Here is a 16,902-nt window from a genome sequence, read left to right as displayed (position 1 = left end):
CGATCTAAATATCTTTAGTCCAGCGGCGATGCGGCCAGAACCATTGTTCAGGATGTTGGGTAATCCAGTCTTCGATGGTCTTGTTGATTGCGGTTGCGGCCTCAAGAACGCTGTCATCATCGTCATGATCTGGCAAATCGATGACAGGTGAAATCGTCAGCCGGAAATGGCAACCAGATATCCGCACCATTTGCACATAGAAAATAGGCACCTTTTTTTTGATGGCGACTTTGATGTGGCCAATCGGCGTGTTTGCCGGATGCCCGAAAAAGGGAACCGCCATGCCCTCGCGTAACTTCTGATCAATAAGCAAACACATGAACTGTTTTTTACGAATGGCGCTTATCATGCCTAATGCGGCTTCACGGCCCTTTGGGAACATTTCGCCGCCAAAGGTGCGCTGGCGCCGCGCGAGCAACCCAGCCAGAAACGGATTGTTGAGTGGGCGATAAATGGCCGCCACTTTTTTACCGACGCTGCGCGCGGCAAAGGGACCTAACTCCCAGTTGCTCATATGGGCGCTGATCAGAAAACCACCCGTTTCAACATCGCGGATATGTTCCTGTCCGATAAATTCGACATAGCCTTTATCGACAAGTTTGTTGATATGCGGATATTCGCCAATAACACGCCCCAGATTCATCCACATGCCTCGTAAAATCTGGCTTTGTTTGGCGTATGATAAATGCGGCATGGCATAGACAAGGTTACGCCGTGCGCGCTTATGCCATGGGGTTAATGGCCCCAATAGTGACATAACCAGCCCCATACAGACACTAGCAATGGCTACGGGCAGAATGCGCGCTGTTCCGAACAGAATAAAGACCAGCAACGCTTCTAACGGCCAGAAGATTATCTGACGTATCAAACGCAAAATGACCTTGGGTAATGGATCAGACATTTATATTGTCACGCATTTTTGAGGCGGCAACTGCCTTGATGCGCCCCAGCAAGTCGTCAATGCTGTCAGTCTGCATGGTGATTGGCATAAATGAAATCCGTTCACGCCATTCGGCAGGCAGACGAATCCAGTCTTTTTGCGTGGTGATCAAGCTGGCACCAAGCCGGATTGAATCTTCCTGTAAACGGGTGAGGTCACTTTGCGTGTAAGGGTGATGATCGGCAAATGCCAGACTTTGCACAACAACACCTCCGACTTTTTCAAGGGTGCGGAAAAAACGCTGAGGGCGGGCAATGCCGGCAAATGCCAATAAGGGTGTCTCGTCAAGATCGGTGATGATTGTCTGGTCGGCAACAACCGTTCCGGTCATGATGGGCACGCGGCCATCTATTGCCGCAGTTAACTCATGCTCATCATTACCGTTGATAAAAACAATATCAAGACTGGCTAGGCCATTTTCAAAGCCGACGCGCATCGGGCCGGCAGGTAAAAGCCTGCCATTACCTATACCGACGGAACCGTCAAAAACGCCAATAGTCATATCTTTCTTCACATAAGGATGCTGTAAGCCGTCATCCATCAGGATTATATCGTGAATACCACGATTTGAAATGGCCTGGGCCGCCACAACCCGATCGCGCCCAATGATCACGTCACGCCCTTCAGCAAGCATTAGCGGCTCGTCGCCACAATCGGCGGCTGTATGAATGGTGCCATCCACCCATAATGGCCCTTTTTGCGACCCGCCATATCCCCGGCTTAAAATAACGGGGTGCATCCCAGCTTCGATGAGGCGGTCATATAAAAGTGATACAAGTGGGGTTTTGCCCGTGCCGCCTGCGCTTAGATTGCCGATACAGATCACTGGTAAAGCGGCGCTGACCTGCTTTGCAAGACGATCACGCAGATACGTTGCTGTCGCCCAGACGGCGGCAAACGGCAACAGGGCGGTAGATACGATCCCCTTATTATTCCAGAATTCAGGTGTTTTAATCATCTATCCACTGCCTTGGCATTGACCACTGCAAAAATCATTCGTGCAACTTTAAGCGGGCGTTGGCGGGCGCTTTCAACATAGTTTTTTGCCGCCGCGGCTTGCTGTTGCTTTTTGCGTGAATCACACGATAGCACAGAAGTAACCATCGCGCCCAGATCATCTGGCTGATCAATCATGTGAATAATATCACAACGGAAAAGTGCATTAAATTCGGCTTCATTTTTAAAAATATGTGTGCCAGTGATGATAGGTACGCCAAAGCTGGCAGGTTCCAGCGGGTTATGCCCGCCATTTGGCACCAGTGACCCACCCAGAAACACAACATCGGCAAGGTCAAAAACGCTCCCCATTTCGCCCAGACTATCTAGCACATAAAGTGCTGTTTGGCTGTCTGGCGTTTGCCCTTTGCTTCGTTGTGGCATGGCTTGCCCCAGCGACGCATGTGCCATAGCGGCGATCGCATCACCGCGTTCGGGATGTCGCGGTGCGATGATTGTCAGTATTTTATCAGCATGTTGTTGGGCAACAGCAATGGCGGCTTCGTCCTCGCCTTCATGTGTTGAAGCGGCCAGAAATATGGCGCGTTTACCGCTGGCGTTAAGGATGAGTTTTTGCAGATCAGCATCAATAGACAGGTTTGCCGGCGTCATTTTTAGCGATCCGCCGACATGCACTTTAGACGCTGTTGCGCCTAGAGTGATAAAATGCTGTTGCTGATCTTCATCAACGGCCAATATTAAATCAGCGCATCCAAATATCTGGCGCGCGATGCTGGTCTGGCGCCGCCATGATATGACGGCTTTTTGTGATAATTGCGCTGATGCAAATATGACTGGGATATGACGGGCGGCAGTGCGGGTAACAAGGTTGGGCCAAAAGTCTGATTCCATAAAAATGGCAACCTGTGGGGAAAACATATCCAGGAAGCGATCAATAAAGGCAGCATGATCAAGCGGCTGATAGATATGCGTGATCGGGGCGCGCGTCTTGGCACGGGCGATCATCTGCGCCGCTGAAAGGGTATTGGTGGTGATGATAATCGGGGGGTGGTCATTATGTTCATCATGAAGGGCATCAGCCAGTGCCAAGGCGGCAATCGTTTCCCCGACGCTGACAGCATGTAGCCATATACTTCCACGCTGATATGTTTTGGTATAGCGCCCATAGCGCTCACCAAGGCGGGTTATGTCTTCCTTGCCAGCCCGCGCGCGCCGTGCCAGTAGCAATCCGATAACAGGATACAGGCATGTCCATAAAAAATTATATAGACGCAATGATATCAACGCAGGCCATCCTCCTCGGCGAACAGGCGATCGGCTCTATCGGCAAGGTCATTCATGGCGGTCTCAATCTCTACCCGGCTAGTTTCCATCGTATCACGATCACCTTTTGGCACATCGATTGGATCACCCCAGATAAAGCGCCCACGGGCAAATGGCTTGGGAATGATCGTACCATCCCAACCTGGTGCGCGCCAATAACGATCAACAGCCCAGCATATAGGCACCACAGGCTTGCCTGCCATTGCGGCCAGCGCAACAGGCCCGATTGCTAGCTTGCGGGCTGGGCCACGCGGGCCATCGGGTGTAATGGTAGCAATTTGACCCCGATCAAGAACACGCTTTAACCCGCGTAAACCGGAAATGGCGTTGCGGTTTGAACTGCCCCACACTGTGCGGATTCCCATGCGGTTGACAGTATAGGACATGAGCTGTCCATCAGCATGTGGTGATTGCAGAACATACATCGGGTGCCGTCTCGGCCATAGCCATGGCACGGCAAAAATGCGCTCGTGCCATAAAACCAAAACAAAGCCATTATGGTTATTCAATATCTGGTCGGCAAGTTGACGATTGACCGTTTTCCAGCGTGTGGTGATCATGATCGACGCAATAATGCCGGCAACAACCCAGCTTAGGCACCATATGACAAATTTATTTCGGATAAAGCGTTTGAACATAAGTATGCCGGGTTCGGTTAAGATGTGTAACAAGCATAGGCCAGATGGCAAATAGCTAGGAATAAATATAGAAATAGCCTATTAAGACCTGTCTGCGGTACTGTTATTTATAGCAAATTTGCGAAACTTTGACATTACAGTTATCGCCGCCACCGAATTGGGATTGGTTTTATATATCTATGACGTCTTTATTGCGACTTGAAACTCCCGAAGAGGGGATGCCCCGCCGCCGATTGCTTGTGATACAGCCACTTGTTGGCATAGGTGATATGGTCTGGCACAAGCCGTGGATTGATCACCTAGCCGAATTTTATGATGTCATTCTGGCCACCAAACCAACAGTTCAGGCATCGGTGTTATTCGCCAAAACCCCCGGTGTTGTCGAAATTCTGGATATTGACAGATCACAGCGCGGGACACGCGGTCAGCATGACGGCATTATGGGTCTGTGGCGGCTGGCACAGCGCTTTCGCCAAGTGGGCGTTGATCAGGTTGTTATCATGCATCATAGCCCCACCTATGCCCTTGCCGCGTGGCTGGCAGGAATCCCCGCCCGTTTTGGTTACGGCATTGGTGGCCAGTCACGTTGGCTGAATCGGGGATATTTTCTGCCAAAGTCAGCACGCCATCAGCATCCGACCCGCAAGATGGCGATCTTTGCTGATATAAATGGATTTGCACCGGTTACAACCAGCTGGCAGATCACGCCAACCGATTATGCCTTTAACGAAGCAGACAAATTTCTGGCGGCACATCATGTTGGGATCGACAAGAAAGGGAAAAGCCCGTTCATAATCCTAGGTGTGGGGGCGATGCATCCTGACCGGCGCTGGTCAGTTGAAAACTTTGCCAAGCTTGTATCGCAGATGCGGCATAACCGGCCTGATATTCATATAGGCTTGATGGGTGCCCCGTCGGAACAGCCAATCATTGATGCGGTGTTGTCTCATCTTAGCGATACAACCGGCGTGATTAGCTGTACCAATAAGCTGGATGTTGCCATTGCCCTGTTTGTCCGTGCCATTTGCTATGCCGGCAATGACACCAGTCTGCTGAATCTATCGGCGGTGGCGGGCACGCCATCAATTGGCCTGTTTGCACAGTCGGAGCCTTTGACATACAGTCCCAATATTCTAGCTGTTTGTGTTGAAGAGGAAAAAATTGGCATTCCGGGACAAATTGATACGATTACGCCTGAAAGGGTGGCGACGGCAATTTCGGAACTTTTGCCGCCACAGCATGGTGGATAGATTTAATGTCTGAGACCAACCAAAAGCGAGGGCTAAACCGCAAGATATTTAACCGCATATGGCAAGGCTGGGTGCGGCGCTATCGCGGCCAACTGGCAGGCACAGTGGTCTTGATGGCCTTTGTCGCAGCGACGGCGGCAGCTTATCCGCTTTTGACCAAATATATTTTCAACGCATTGGCTGATGGCCGCGCTGGAGAAGTGATCCTGTATGCCCCTCCCATTATTATCCTGCTGGCCTTGTTAAAAGGTGGCGCGCTGTTCGCGCAAACGGTTCAGGTCAATAAACTGGCTTTGCGGGTGACAACCGATTTGCAAAAGGATATGGCAAAAAGTCTGATCGAGGCCGACCTATCGGTGGTGACACGCGAACCGGCTGGTACCTTCATGTCACGGATCATGAATGACCTTAATCTGGTGCGTGAAGCCTTTGTCCGGCTGGCCAACAATCTGGTACGAGATGCGTTGACCGTGATCGTGCTGATTGGGGCGATGATCTATCTTGACTGGCTGATGACACTCATAGTCATGGCGGTCTATCCAATCGCTATCCAGCCTATCATCCGCATTGGTAATCGCCAGCGTAAAGCTTCGGGCAATCTGCAATCACATATGGAAGGCGTGACCTCACTGCTGGCCGAAACATTGCAAGGTGTGCGTATGGTCAAAGCCTATCAGATGGAAAATGCCGAAATCAAACGGACTTCAGTTGCTTTTGATGGTCTGTTTGCCCGGCTTGTTGCCTTGTTAACCGGACGCGCGATGATTGACCCCATTCTTGAGGTCATCGGTGGTCTTGCTGTTGGTGGTGTTGTTGCGTTGGCTGGTTGGCGTGTTGCCAATGGCGATATGCAGGTTGGTGATGTCATCGCCTTTATCACCACCCTGATCATGCTGGTACAACCTGTGCGCGGCATTGGCACCTTGAATGCGGTGACGCAGGAAGCGCTGGCCGCCGCCGAGCGCATTCTGTCATTGCTTGATATTCCCAAATTGATAACCGATGCGCCTAATGCCAAAACCATTCAGGCTGGTAAAGGCGATAAGGGAGTCATCAGTTTTGACAAGGTTGATTTCACCTATGGAAAAGAAACCGCATTACGTGATGTGAGTTTCACCGCGTCAGCAGGCCAGACTGTTGCCTTGGTCGGGCCCAGCGGGGCTGGCAAGACAACGATTATCAATTTGTTGCCGCGTTTTTATGATGTCAGCGCGGGTGTGATTACGGTGAATGGCCAGGATATCCGCAATCTGACACTCGAAAGCCTGCGGGCCAATATAGCGTTGGTCAGCCAAGAAGCGGTTCTGTTTGAAGACACCGTAGCGGCAAATATAGCTTTTGGCCGACCTGATGCCACCGACGAAGACATTATCATTGCCGCCAAAGATGCCGCCGCACATGATTTCATAATGGCGCTACCAGATGCTTATCAAACGCAGGTTGGGGCTATGGGTAACCGCCTGTCAGGTGGCCAACGGCAACGTATCTCGATCGCCAGAGCGATGCTAAAAGACGCGCCCATTCTGTTACTTGATGAAGCCACCGCCGCGCTGGACGCCGCCTCGGAGAAACAGGTGCAAACCGCGCTTGAACGTTTGCAAAAAGGACGCACCACATTAGTGGTCGCGCACCGGTTGGCGACCGTACGCAATGCCGATATGATTCTGGTGATGGAAGATGGCGGTATTACCGAAACTGGCACGCATGATGATCTGATCGCCAAAGATGGCCTTTATGCACGTTTATGCGCGCTTCAGTTCTTTTCTGATAAGTAAATTATACAGCTAGCCCTATTCGCGGCGCAGAACGCTGTCGATAAGGCGGTCTGCCCAGCCTTGTGATCGGAATTCGGCCAGCATGGCTTCGGGATCATAGATATTATCGACCCAGTCATAAAATGCCATACCCTGATCTTCATAGGGGAAATAGGCTTTGAAAAAAACATCAAGCAGACCGGTTTTGGCTTGCTTGACATGCCCGTATTTCCAGGCCAATTGCTTGGCTGCTTCGCGCGCGGGGCGCTCCTCGGCAACCAGCATATATAGGGCAGACATTAATCCGGCGCGGTCGGCACCTGATTTGCAATGCATCAATGCTGGTTTTTCGATGGCTTTGAAAATGGCTTTGGCGTCATGAAGCATGGCCTTGTCCGGCGCGGCGCGCGAACGTGCGGTAAAATCAAGCAGGGTAATGCCAGCTTTGGCACATGCCTCGGCCTCTAACTGCCAGACACCATCATCTCGTGGTCCGCGTAAATTTATGATTGTTTTGATGCCGCTGGCGGCGATTCTGCTGACCTCGACAGGGCCAGGCTGATTGGCGCGCCACATGCCTGGGGCTATTTCATGCCGGTTATGCCAGAACAGCCGCAAAAAACCATGATCTTTCAGGATGAGGTCAATCCAGTCAGCGGCACCGCGCCGCTTTACCGGCGGGGCTAGCCACTTCATGATCCGGCAACCATCATACCATCAATCCGCAGCGACGGCGCGGCGATGCTGTCACGCATATCGATGTCATTAGCTGTCGTTATGGCCATCAGCATATCTTTAAGATTGCCAGCGATGGTGGCTTCGGTAACGGGGCCGGTGATGGCACCGTCAACAATCCAGAATCCACCAGCACCACGGCTATAGTCGCCCGTGATCATATCAACCGAACTACCCATCATTTCGGTTACCAGAAACCCTTCTTTGATATCGGCAATCATAGCGGCACGCGACAGGGAACCATTTTCGAGGTAAAAATTGCTGGCAGACGGTGAGGGCGCCCCCCCCATTGACCGGCGCGCATTACCAGTAGGCGTCATATCCAGCTTGGCTGCGGATGCAAGATCAAGAAACCAGCCTGTCAAAACGCCATCTTCGACCATCAATCGCCGGCTTACAGGCAGGCCTTCACCATCAAACAAGCGGGACCCCATTCCGCGTGGCCGTAACGGGTCATCAATGAAATTCAACCCTTTACTGGCTATCTGTTGACCAAGGCTATCCTTTAGAAAGCTGGTGCCGCGGGCGATTGCCGCCCCATTAATGGCACCGGCTAATGTGCTGACAATCGATGATGAGACACGCTGGTCGTAAATCACAGGAAATTGTCCCGTATTTGGTTTGCTGGCGCCTAGCCGTGACAATGTCCGGGTCGCGGCACTATGACCGATGGCATCTGGCGCATCCAGATCTTCGGCAAACACAGCGGCACTGTAATCGTAATCGCGTTCCATCTGACCGTCTTGTTCGGCGATGACCACGGCTGAAACGCCAGATGAAGACCGCTTATAGCTTGCTGAAAATCCGTTACTGGTTGCGATCAGAACATTGACCACACCATAGCTGGCAGATGCGCCATCAGAATTTGTAATGCCTTTATGTGACAGGGCGGCGTCTTCCGCCTGTTTGGCACGTTCTGTTAATGTCTCAACGCTGGTTTCCGTTGCGTCATACATATCGAGTTCGGGGATTTCCGATGCCAGTTCATCAAGGTTGGCAAGCCGCACATAGGGATCTTCGGGTGCTAGCTTGGCCATGGCAACAGCACGTTCTGCCAGTTGTTTGATATTTTCGCTATCAAGCTGGCTGGTTGAGATCGATGCTGTACGTTGCCCGACAAAGACGCGCATGCCGACGTCATAATCTTCGGATCGTTCAGCCGCCTCGACTTTGCCAAGGCGGATATCGACGCTATTACCTTCTCCGCGAGCTAATGTCGCGTCGGCGCCATCGGCACCTGCGGCTTTGGCAGCATCAAGAAGTTCGGAAATTAGATTTTGTTCATGTGTTTTCATGTCTTATCAGATAACCCGCCCGTGTTAAGTTTTCAACTGTCCAGGGCCAAGCGGGTCTGAAAAATTGAATTGGTTGAAGCTTTTTGTTTTTCCGTTTATTAATGCACGATGAGCTATAATGTTTTCATCGACGGTGAAGCTGGTACAACCGGCTTGAAAGTGGCGTCAAGATTGGCGCTGCATCCGCATGTGCAAATTCTGCATCTTGATGATGCGGTGCGCAAGGATATGTCAGCACGTCTCGACATGATAGCCAAGGCAGACGTGACAATTCTGTGCCTGCCTGATGTGGCCGCAATCGAAGTGGCAACTGCGGCCAATGGCATGGATGCCAATGCTATAGATATATGTCTGATTGATGCGTCAACAGCGCACCGGACTGACCCTGAATGGGCATATGGCTTTGCCGAAATGGACGCAGCGCAACGTCGTTTATTGGCATCATCAAAGCGGATTTCAAACCCCGGATGTTATCCAACAGGGGCGATTGCCTTGCTTCGGCCTTTGATAAAATCCGGAATAATTCCAGCTGATGCAGATATTACGGTTCCCGCAGTCAGTGGCTATAGCGGTGGTGGGAACGCCATGATCGCGCTCCATGATGCGGGGGATCTGGCACCGCATTTGGCTTATGCAACGGACTTGAAACACAAGCATGTTCCCGAAATGCAGCTATATTCAGGTCTCGATAAAGCGCCATTATTCATGCCATCTGTTGGTAATTTCTATGCGGGCATGCTGGTGCATGTACCCCTTCATGCAAGTCAGTTAGCTGTGCCCGTTTCCGCCTCGGCAATTTATGATCTGCTACGGGACTGGTATGCAGATAGTGCCCTTATTGCTATGGGTGCGGCTGGTGCCAATGACCTAGCTGGCCAGACCACCATGGCTGCCGATGCACTGGCAGGTCGCAACGATATGGAGCTGTTTGTTTTCGCTAATAAGGATGAAAGCCAGTTCTGGTTAACAGCACGGCTTGATAATCTGGGCAAAGGGGCGTCGGGTGCGGCTGTCCAGAATATGAATATCGCGCTTGGCATTGCAGAAGATACGGCCCTTGTCTGATAATCCAACACTATCTGATCAGCGAGTACATAATACGCCGCAGTTTGATGTTGAGGTTTATCTTCCCAACCAAACTGAGATTGATCGTGCATTACGCTATCCATATTATGCACCATCTTGTGCCTTTGTCCTTGATGCTGGGCGTTTGCATCCTTTAAGGGACGCTGGAATTTTGAATGGGCGTACGGCTGTTTTATCGGTTGGCTCAAACCGGGCGCCAGTTCAGCTTCAGCGCAAATTTGGCAAAGATGCAGTTGTGCCGGTGACGCCTGCCATCCTGCATGATTGCGATATCGTTCATGTTGCGATGCTGGGCTATTATGGTGCGGTGCCTTGTACGGCTTTTCCATCCAAGGGATGTGATGTTCGTCTGAATGTGGCGTGGCTTGATGCCAGCCAACTGGCTGAAATGCACCGAACCGAGGCAGTCGGTGTTGCCTATGATTATGTCCGCTTTAACGAAGGGGCTGTCACACATCTGGATATCCCCGAAGCGGATGGTCATGTTGTACCCGCCATCACCCCGCTATATGGTTATAACGCCCGTGCGGGTGTGCTTGATATTGGTGGAGCTATGCCAGCGTCATTACCTATGATTGACGCTACAGGTCGCCAGTTTTCTGCTTTCACCCAAGCCGAAGCAACCACTTTTGTGCGCCGTCTATGTCAGCATAATGACGATCGTGATCATGCCGCCTTTGTGACCGACATGCGGAACGACAAAGCGGCGCGCGATACCATTCGTGAAATATTGTCCGCACATGCGCTTTTTGCAACAAATGCGCCTTGGACAGTTATTGATATCGAATGTGATAATCTGGACGCGTTTCTATAGACCCACACGAAGCATATGGTCGGCAACAGCAAAGATGGTCAGGATGAGTCCGGCATTGCGGTTTGATTTGAACAGGCGCAAGGCCATGGCTGGATCACCGGCGTCAAGCTGGCGCAACTGTTGTGCCAGATGTAACCCCATCAAGCTGACACCCACAAACCATAGGCCAAAACCCATAGTCATATAGAAACCGGCTGATAATAGTAAAATGGCAATCGCATAGGCAATACCAACGCCTTTATGCAAATTCTTTCCTAGGCCAAGGGCAGATGATTTGACCCCGCTTTGGCGATCATCAACCATATCCTGAACGGCATAAATCGTATCATAGCCAAAAACCCAGGCGACGCTGCCGGCATATATCAACCAGAATGATAGCGATGGTGCCTGATTCGTAGCGGCGGCAACACCAAGTGGCACCCCCCATGCAAAGGTCAGGCCGAGAACAAATTGGGGAAACCATGTGACCCGCTTGGCCAGCGGGTATAATGCAACCAATGGCAGGGATCCTATACCGATGAAAATGGCCATTGGTGGCAATTGAACAAGTACAGCAAGTCCGATAATGCCAAGGCAAACAAGAAATATGAATGCCATGCCCATACTTATTGCGCCAGACGCAAGCGGACGCGATTGTGTCCGTTGAATTTTTATGTCGATATCTCTGTCCCACATATCATTGATCACACAACCGGCAGCGCGCATGGTAATGGCGCCAATCATGAATAACAGCATCAGCAAACCCATTTGTCCGCTGTCAGCGCTGGCAACGGGAATCACCCACCATGCTGGCAATAGCAAAAGCCACCAGCCAATCGGACGATCTAACCGCGCCAGATAGACATAAGGGTGCCAGCCTTTTGGCAGGTTTTGCCACCAGCCAAGTAATTGTATGTCGGTATGACCTTGCGGCGTATCTGTTTCATGCATGTTCATAATTTACCATTATTGGCTTCGTGCAGACTTATCAAGTCACTACTTTGTGCATATTTCGTAATTGCTATATTGAATTGTTCTTTCAAGGTGGCTACTTAAACCCAATGGACGTAATCCGGGAAAATCATCCAGCCAAAGCACGCCTTTATGTTGACGCACCATTACAGGCTAGCGGTTTTGTGACTGTCACCAAGGAACAGGCGCATTATCTAGGCAATGTCATGCGTTTGCCACTGGGTACAGTCATTGCCCTGTTTAATGGACAGGATGGTGAATGGCATGGCGTCATTGACGCGCTTGACAAGCAAGGTGGGCAGATTGCCCTGACCGATCAGACGCGGCCACAAACCAACAGTCCGGATTTATGGTTGCTGTTTGCGCCAGTCAAAAAGGCACGACTTGATTTTATCGCGCAGAAAGCAAGCGAGCTTGGTGCCAGCCGAATTTGGCCGGTGCGTACTGAATTTTGTCAGATTTCACGGGTCAAGGATGAGCGCCTCGCGGCCAATGCCATCGAAGCGGCTGAACAGACCGAGCGTCTTGATGTTGCCCGAATCATGAAGTTTGAAAAATTAGCAACAGCGCTTGCCGAGCGTGAAGATGACCGTTTGCTGATCTGGTGTGACGAAGCCAGTGCGGGCGCGGCAAACCATAATATAACAACGGCCCTCGCGGCCATTGACCCCCCAAAAAAGGCCGCTATTCTGATTGGGCCCGAAGGTGGTTTTTCACCAGCCGAGCGTAAAGTCTTGACGCAAGTTGATAATTGTCTAACAACTTCACTTGGACCGCGTATTTTACGTGCGGACACAGCAGCTATTGCGGCACTGGCCTGCTATCAGGCAATTTGTGGTGACTGGCGTTAAACATATAACAACCCACCAACTTATAAGACTAGCCAAGGATAAAATCATGACCGATAACGGTGTGCCGCTTGCAGACAAACAACAGATGATTGACTGGATTGCCGAAGGTGCTAAATCCGTTGATACATGGCGTATTGGCACCGAGCATGAAAAATTTCTGTTTTACCGCAATGATTTGCGTCCAGTTACCTATGATGGTGAAAATGGTGTTCGCGTCATGCTGAATAATCTGCGCGCGCGCCTTGGTGAAAAAGCACGTCCAATCATGGAGCATGGCAATATCATAGGCATTCAGGATGGTGCAGGGGGCTCGGTGACGCTGGAACCTGGTGGTCAGCTTGAGCTTTCAGGCGCGCCATTGGAGAATCTCCATCAGACATGCGCCGAAACAGGGCGTCATCTGAAACATATGCGCGCGGTGTGTGATGCGCTTGGCATTGGTATGCTCAGCCTTGGTTTCAATCCCAAATGGGGGCGTGATGATATCGAATGGATGCCAAAAGGCCGTTATAAAATCATGCGCGACTATATGCCAAAAGTCGGCTCGCTTGGCCTCGATATGATGCTGCGATCATGTACAGTTCAGGTCAATCTGGACTATGCAGATGAAGAAGATATGCGGCGCAAATTTCGCACCTCGCTGGCGCTTCAGCCTGTGGCGACAGCATTATTTGCCAATTCACCATTCAAAGATGGTGCGCCATCCGGGCTGGTTTCGACGCGCGCGCATGTCTGGACTGATACGGATAATGATCGGTGCGGCGTGCCAGCTTGTGTGTTTGATCCAGCGTTCGGCTATGAACAGTGGGTTGATTATATTCTCGATGTGCCGATGTATTTTCTGCATCGTGACGATGATTACCTGGATGTTGCAGGTAAATCTTTCCGTGATTTCATGGCGGGAAAACTTGAAGGTTTTGAGGGACAAACCCCAACGATGGGTGATTTTGAAGATCATATCACCACTGCGTTTCCCGAAGTGCGACTGAAACAGTTTCTTGAAATGCGTGGTGCTGATGGTGGCTCATGGGGCAATATCTGTGCTTTGCCAGCTTTCTGGGTAGGGTTGTTATATGATACGGAATCATTGGCTGCTGCCGAGGCGCTTGCGGCACCAATCACCGCCAATGATGTGATGGAAGCCAGACTTTCGGTGGCGCGTGACGGTTTGAAGGGAAAGCTGGCACATTATGATGTTTATGACCTGGCGACCCAACTTGTTGATATTGCACGCGCTGGCCTGCATCGTCGTGCCATTCTGGATGGTGGTGGTAATGACGAAACTGGCTTTTTGAGCCCGTTACAGAATATTTTGCGTTCACGAAAGACCTATGCAGATGAAATGTTGATCCGCTATGATGGTGCATGGAATCAATCGGTTGACCCGGCCTTCATCGAGCATATCTATTAATCGCCAGATAGCCCGCTTGATAGCAGACCGCCTTCATAAGCCGGCCCTATATATCTAGCCAGAAAGATTACGGACAAATATGTTTGCGCTTCTGCTTGTTGTTTTTATCAATTTTGTCGGTATAGGCGCATTGATACCTATACTGCCCTATACCGTTGTTGATACGCTTGGCCAGTCGGCAACGGTGATGACAGCCCTGCTTGCCTCCTTTGCTTTGGCGATGTTTGTTGCCAACCCTATTCTGGGTTGGTTGTCAGACAGAATTGGCCGGCGTTCAGTTCTGGTTGTATCGTTGATAGTTGGTGCTTTGGCACATATCTGGTTCGCTTTTTCGAATGAAATTTTTCATATGTTTGCCGCGCGAATTCTGGCTGGTCTTGCTGCGGGTAATACCGGGGTTATTCAGGCCATTATTGCTGATCGTGTGAAAGCAGAGGAACGTGCCAAATATATGGGGCTTCTTGGGGCGGCCATTGGCACAGGGTTTGTTGCGGGGCCAGCGCTTGGCGGTCTCCTGAGTGGCCTAGGTGACGGGCCGTTACATCAGGCCCCTTTCCTTGTGGCGGCTATGTTTTCGATAATTGCCTTTGGGTTGGCATTACGCCTCAGCGAGACCTCGATTGCCGCACCTATAAAAAACACAGATCAGATCACCACGCCTTTGATGCGTCGTATTCATGATATTCTGACAAGCCCACTGGCACTTTATGCGATTGCCTATTTTTGCCTTAATTTGGCTTTTGCACAGGTTGAAGCGTCTTTTGTTCTTTTGCTGAAAGACTATCTTGATTTTGACGCAAGGGCCACCGGCTGGTTATTCACCTATGTTGGTGTCTGTATCGTGCTGGTGCAGGCGGGGCTGATTAACCCGGTTGTTCGCAAATTTGGCGAGGTTGGCACAATTGCGATTGGCGTTATTTTGCTGGGTACAGGGCAAGCCATGACCGTGCTGATCTCGCTGGACATGTTTTTTGGAAATGCGTTTCCACTTGCCCAGATGTTACTCGCAACAACCGCCGTCTGTTTTGGCTATGCGCTTAGCAATCCGTCTTTGACCGCTGCTGTCAGCAATATTGCAGGCAGAAACGTGATGGGCGGATCACTTGGTACGGTCCAGGGGTTTGGCTCATTAGGGCAGGTTCTGGGGCTGATCATTGCAGGCCCGTTATACGAGCTTGGTGGGGCACATTATTCCTTTGGTGTTGGCACAATCGTGACAGTCTGTTTGCTTGTTATTGTCACGCAATTGGCACGTCCACAACCGTCAGCAGTCAATTAGGCAGCTTCGGTACCACCTACAGTAATACCGCCCATTTTCACGGTTGGCTGACCAACGCCGACAGGCACGCTCTGGCCTGACTTGCCGCATGTGCCGATGCCGCTATCAAGGGCGGTATCATTGCCGATCATGCTGATCTTTGACATAGCGTCTGGACCATTGCCAATAAGGGTTGCGCCTTTAACAGGCGCACCAATTTTTCCATTTTCAACCAGATAAGCTTCCGCGGCCGAGAAAACAAATTTGCCTGAGGTGATATCGACCTGACCACCGCCAAAATTCACCGCATAAATACCCTTTTTGATTGAGGCGACGATTTCCTGAGGGTCATCCTTACCGTTTTCCATATAGGTATTAGTCATCCGCGGCATGGGGGCATGTTCATAGGACTGCCGGCGGCCGTTACCGGTTGCTTCAACGCCCATAAGGCGGGCATTCTGCCTGTCTTGCATATAGCCTTTTAGAACACCGTCTTCGATCAGAACATTGCGTTTGCTGGGCGTGCCTTCATCATCGACGGTGATAGACCCCCGGCGATCGCTAATGGTGCCATCATCGATAACGGTAACACCTTTTGAGGCAACCTGTTCGCCAACACGACCACTAAATACAGATGTGCCTTTGCGATTAAAGTCACCTTCCAGGCCATGACCGACGGCTTCATGCAACATCACGCCTGGCCAGCCAGATCCCAGAACGACTTCCATTTCGCCAGCTGGTGCGGCAATCGAATCAAGATTCAGCACCGCCATGCGCAAGGCTTCATCAATTTGCGCTTTCCAGACCTCTGGTTGCATATAATCGGTAAACATTACCCGCCCACCGGCGCCAGTACCGCCTGATTCCATGCGGCCATTCTGTTCAACAACGACTGAAACGCCTAGCCGGACAAGCGGACGAATATCGGCAACACGTACACCGTCGCTGCGCATGATTTGAACAGCTTGCCATGAACCAGCAAGGCTGGCGCTTACCTGAACAACGCGTGGGTCGGCACTGCGCGCATAGGCATCCATTTCCTGTAGAAGCGTTACTTTATGTTCGAAAGGCGTATGGTTAAGCGGATTCGCATCTGAATAGAGGGGCTGGTTCGCACCAGCCGCTGGGCCAACAGACAGGCTACCATTATAACCGCTGGTCACCGCTTTGACACTGGCGGCGGCTCGGCGTAGCGCATCTTCGCTTAGCTCACCTGCATGGGCATAGCCATGTGCCTCACCAGCAATCGCGCGCAGACCAAAGCCGCTAGACTGATCATAACTGGCAGATTTCAAACGACCATCATCAAATACTAATGACTCAGAGTGCCGCATTTCCATGAATAGCTCGCCATCATCAGCACCAGCCAGGGCATCACGCACAATGGCCTCGGCAAGATCCGGATCAAGTCCGGTGCGGGTAAAAAAGATGTCATTGGTTTGAGCGAGCATATCCATTTTGTGTCCAAGCATTGCTATATGTTGACGAATCGGTGATCTGAGTATGTGTCAAGAGAATGGGGCAGAAGGCGCTAAATTTCAAGGGAAAGCCATGTACCATATTATTGTATGTGCCCACATAATTTGGTTTAAAAGCCAAAAACTGAAAAAAAGATAAAAAATTATAGCGACAGGCTGCC

At 51.0% G+C, this 16,902-nt stretch carries 15 protein-coding genes; 7 read left to right on the top strand and 8 right to left on the bottom strand.

Annotated features, from left to right (window positions below; genetic code table 11):
- Positions 1–4: 4 nt before the first annotated feature.
- From SAR116_RS05785 to SAR116_RS05770, 4 genes are read right to left on the bottom strand one after another with little or no spacing between them, the layout of a single operon-like run.
- A complete protein-coding gene (locus tag SAR116_RS05785) occupies positions 5–901 on the bottom strand; it encodes a lysophospholipid acyltransferase family protein (RefSeq protein WP_013046007.1) in 897 nt (298 codons plus the stop codon).
- Positions 894–1,898, bottom strand: coding sequence for a tetraacyldisaccharide 4'-kinase (gene lpxK, locus SAR116_RS05780; protein WP_013046006.1), 1,005 nt, complete (start codon positions 1,896–1,898; stop codon positions 894–896). Before lpxK ends, SAR116_RS05785 begins: the two co-directional genes overlap by 8 nt.
- Positions 1,895–3,181 carry a 3-deoxy-D-manno-octulosonic acid transferase gene (locus SAR116_RS05775; RefSeq protein ID WP_013046005.1) on the bottom strand — a complete coding sequence of 429 codons (1,287 nt, stop codon included), beginning with the start codon at positions 3,179–3,181 and terminating at the stop codon, positions 1,895–1,897. Before SAR116_RS05775 ends, lpxK begins: the two co-directional genes overlap by 4 nt.
- Complete coding sequence (locus tag SAR116_RS05770) at positions 3,178–3,858, bottom strand: lysophospholipid acyltransferase family protein (RefSeq protein ID WP_013046004.1); 681 nt, start codon at positions 3,856–3,858, stop codon at positions 3,178–3,180. The genes SAR116_RS05775 and SAR116_RS05770 overlap by 4 nt, the downstream gene beginning before the upstream one ends.
- 179 nt (positions 3,859–4,037) lie before the next feature.
- Between SAR116_RS05770 and SAR116_RS05765 the strand changes: the two genes are divergently transcribed.
- Both SAR116_RS05765 and SAR116_RS05760 read left to right on the top strand, forming a co-directional pair.
- A complete protein-coding gene (locus SAR116_RS05765) occupies positions 4,038–5,108 on the top strand; it encodes a glycosyltransferase family 9 protein (RefSeq protein WP_013046003.1) in 1,071 nt (356 codons plus the stop codon).
- 5 nt (positions 5,109–5,113) lie between these two features.
- Positions 5,114–6,883 (top strand): ABC transporter ATP-binding protein, encoded by a 1,770-nt coding sequence (locus SAR116_RS05760; RefSeq protein ID WP_013046002.1) that lies wholly within the window; start codon positions 5,114–5,116, stop codon positions 6,881–6,883.
- Between the two features lie 15 nt (positions 6,884–6,898).
- Here the strand turns inward: SAR116_RS05760 and SAR116_RS05755 are convergent, their stop codons facing one another.
- Both SAR116_RS05755 and SAR116_RS05750 read right to left on the bottom strand, forming a co-directional pair.
- A complete protein-coding gene (locus SAR116_RS05755) occupies positions 6,899–7,558 on the bottom strand; it encodes a fused DSP-PTPase phosphatase/NAD kinase-like protein (RefSeq protein WP_013046001.1) in 660 nt (219 codons plus the stop codon).
- Positions 7,555–8,892, bottom strand: a complete 1,338-nt coding sequence (locus SAR116_RS05750; RefSeq protein WP_013046000.1) for a TldD/PmbA family protein — start codon at positions 8,890–8,892, stop codon at positions 7,555–7,557. The genes SAR116_RS05755 and SAR116_RS05750 overlap by 4 nt, the downstream gene beginning before the upstream one ends.
- Positions 8,893–9,000: 108 nt before the next feature.
- Here SAR116_RS05750 and argC point away from each other — a divergent pair, with 108 nt between their 5' ends.
- Together argC and SAR116_RS13230 are read left to right on the top strand one after the other, a co-directional pair.
- Complete coding sequence (gene argC, locus SAR116_RS05745) at positions 9,001–9,957, top strand: N-acetyl-gamma-glutamyl-phosphate reductase (protein WP_013045999.1); 957 nt, start codon at positions 9,001–9,003, stop codon at positions 9,955–9,957.
- On the top strand, positions 9,950–10,792 hold the full coding sequence (locus SAR116_RS13230) for a hypothetical protein (RefSeq protein WP_049757490.1): 843 nt from the start codon (positions 9,950–9,952) through the stop codon (positions 10,790–10,792). The genes argC and SAR116_RS13230 overlap by 8 nt, the downstream gene beginning before the upstream one ends.
- Here the strand turns inward: SAR116_RS13230 and ubiA are convergent.
- The gene (gene ubiA, locus SAR116_RS05735) at positions 10,787–11,728 is read right to left on the bottom strand and encodes a 4-hydroxybenzoate octaprenyltransferase (RefSeq protein ID WP_013045997.1); all 942 of its coding nucleotides are present in this window, start codon (positions 11,726–11,728) and stop codon (positions 10,787–10,789) included. The genes SAR116_RS13230 and ubiA overlap by 6 nt on opposite strands.
- Before the next feature lie 104 nt (positions 11,729–11,832).
- Here ubiA and SAR116_RS05730 point away from each other — a divergent pair, with 104 nt between their 5' ends.
- The 3 genes from SAR116_RS05730 (at position 11,833) to SAR116_RS05720 (ending at position 15,284) form a co-directional block, all read left to right on the top strand.
- The gene (locus SAR116_RS05730) at positions 11,833–12,594 is read left to right on the top strand and encodes a 16S rRNA (uracil(1498)-N(3))-methyltransferase (RefSeq protein ID WP_013045996.1); all 762 of its coding nucleotides are present in this window, start codon (positions 11,833–11,835) and stop codon (positions 12,592–12,594) included.
- A gap of 46 nt (positions 12,595–12,640) precedes the next feature.
- The gene (locus SAR116_RS05725; RefSeq protein WP_013045995.1) at positions 12,641–14,005 is read left to right on the top strand and encodes a glutamate--cysteine ligase; all 1,365 of its coding nucleotides are present in this window, start codon (positions 12,641–12,643) and stop codon (positions 14,003–14,005) included.
- A gap of 79 nt (positions 14,006–14,084) precedes the next feature.
- Complete coding sequence (locus tag SAR116_RS05720) at positions 14,085–15,284, top strand: MFS transporter (RefSeq protein WP_013045994.1); 1,200 nt, start codon at positions 14,085–14,087, stop codon at positions 15,282–15,284.
- Here SAR116_RS05720 and tldD read toward each other — a convergent pair.
- Positions 15,281–16,720: a metalloprotease TldD gene (tldD, locus tag SAR116_RS05715; protein ID WP_041860795.1), complete on the bottom strand. Its 1,440-nt coding sequence runs from the start codon at positions 16,718–16,720 to the stop codon at positions 15,281–15,283. The two genes, SAR116_RS05720 and tldD, sit on opposite strands and share 4 nt — an antisense overlap.
- Positions 16,721–16,902: the final 182 nt, after the last annotated feature.

It is taken from the genome of Candidatus Puniceispirillum marinum IMCC1322 (assembly GCF_000024465.1).
Classification (GTDB): Bacteria; Pseudomonadota; Alphaproteobacteria; order Puniceispirillales; family Puniceispirillaceae; genus Puniceispirillum; species Puniceispirillum marinum.
Note: the sequence above shows the minus strand (reverse complement) of the source record. Positions and strands in the feature narration are given on the sequence as shown.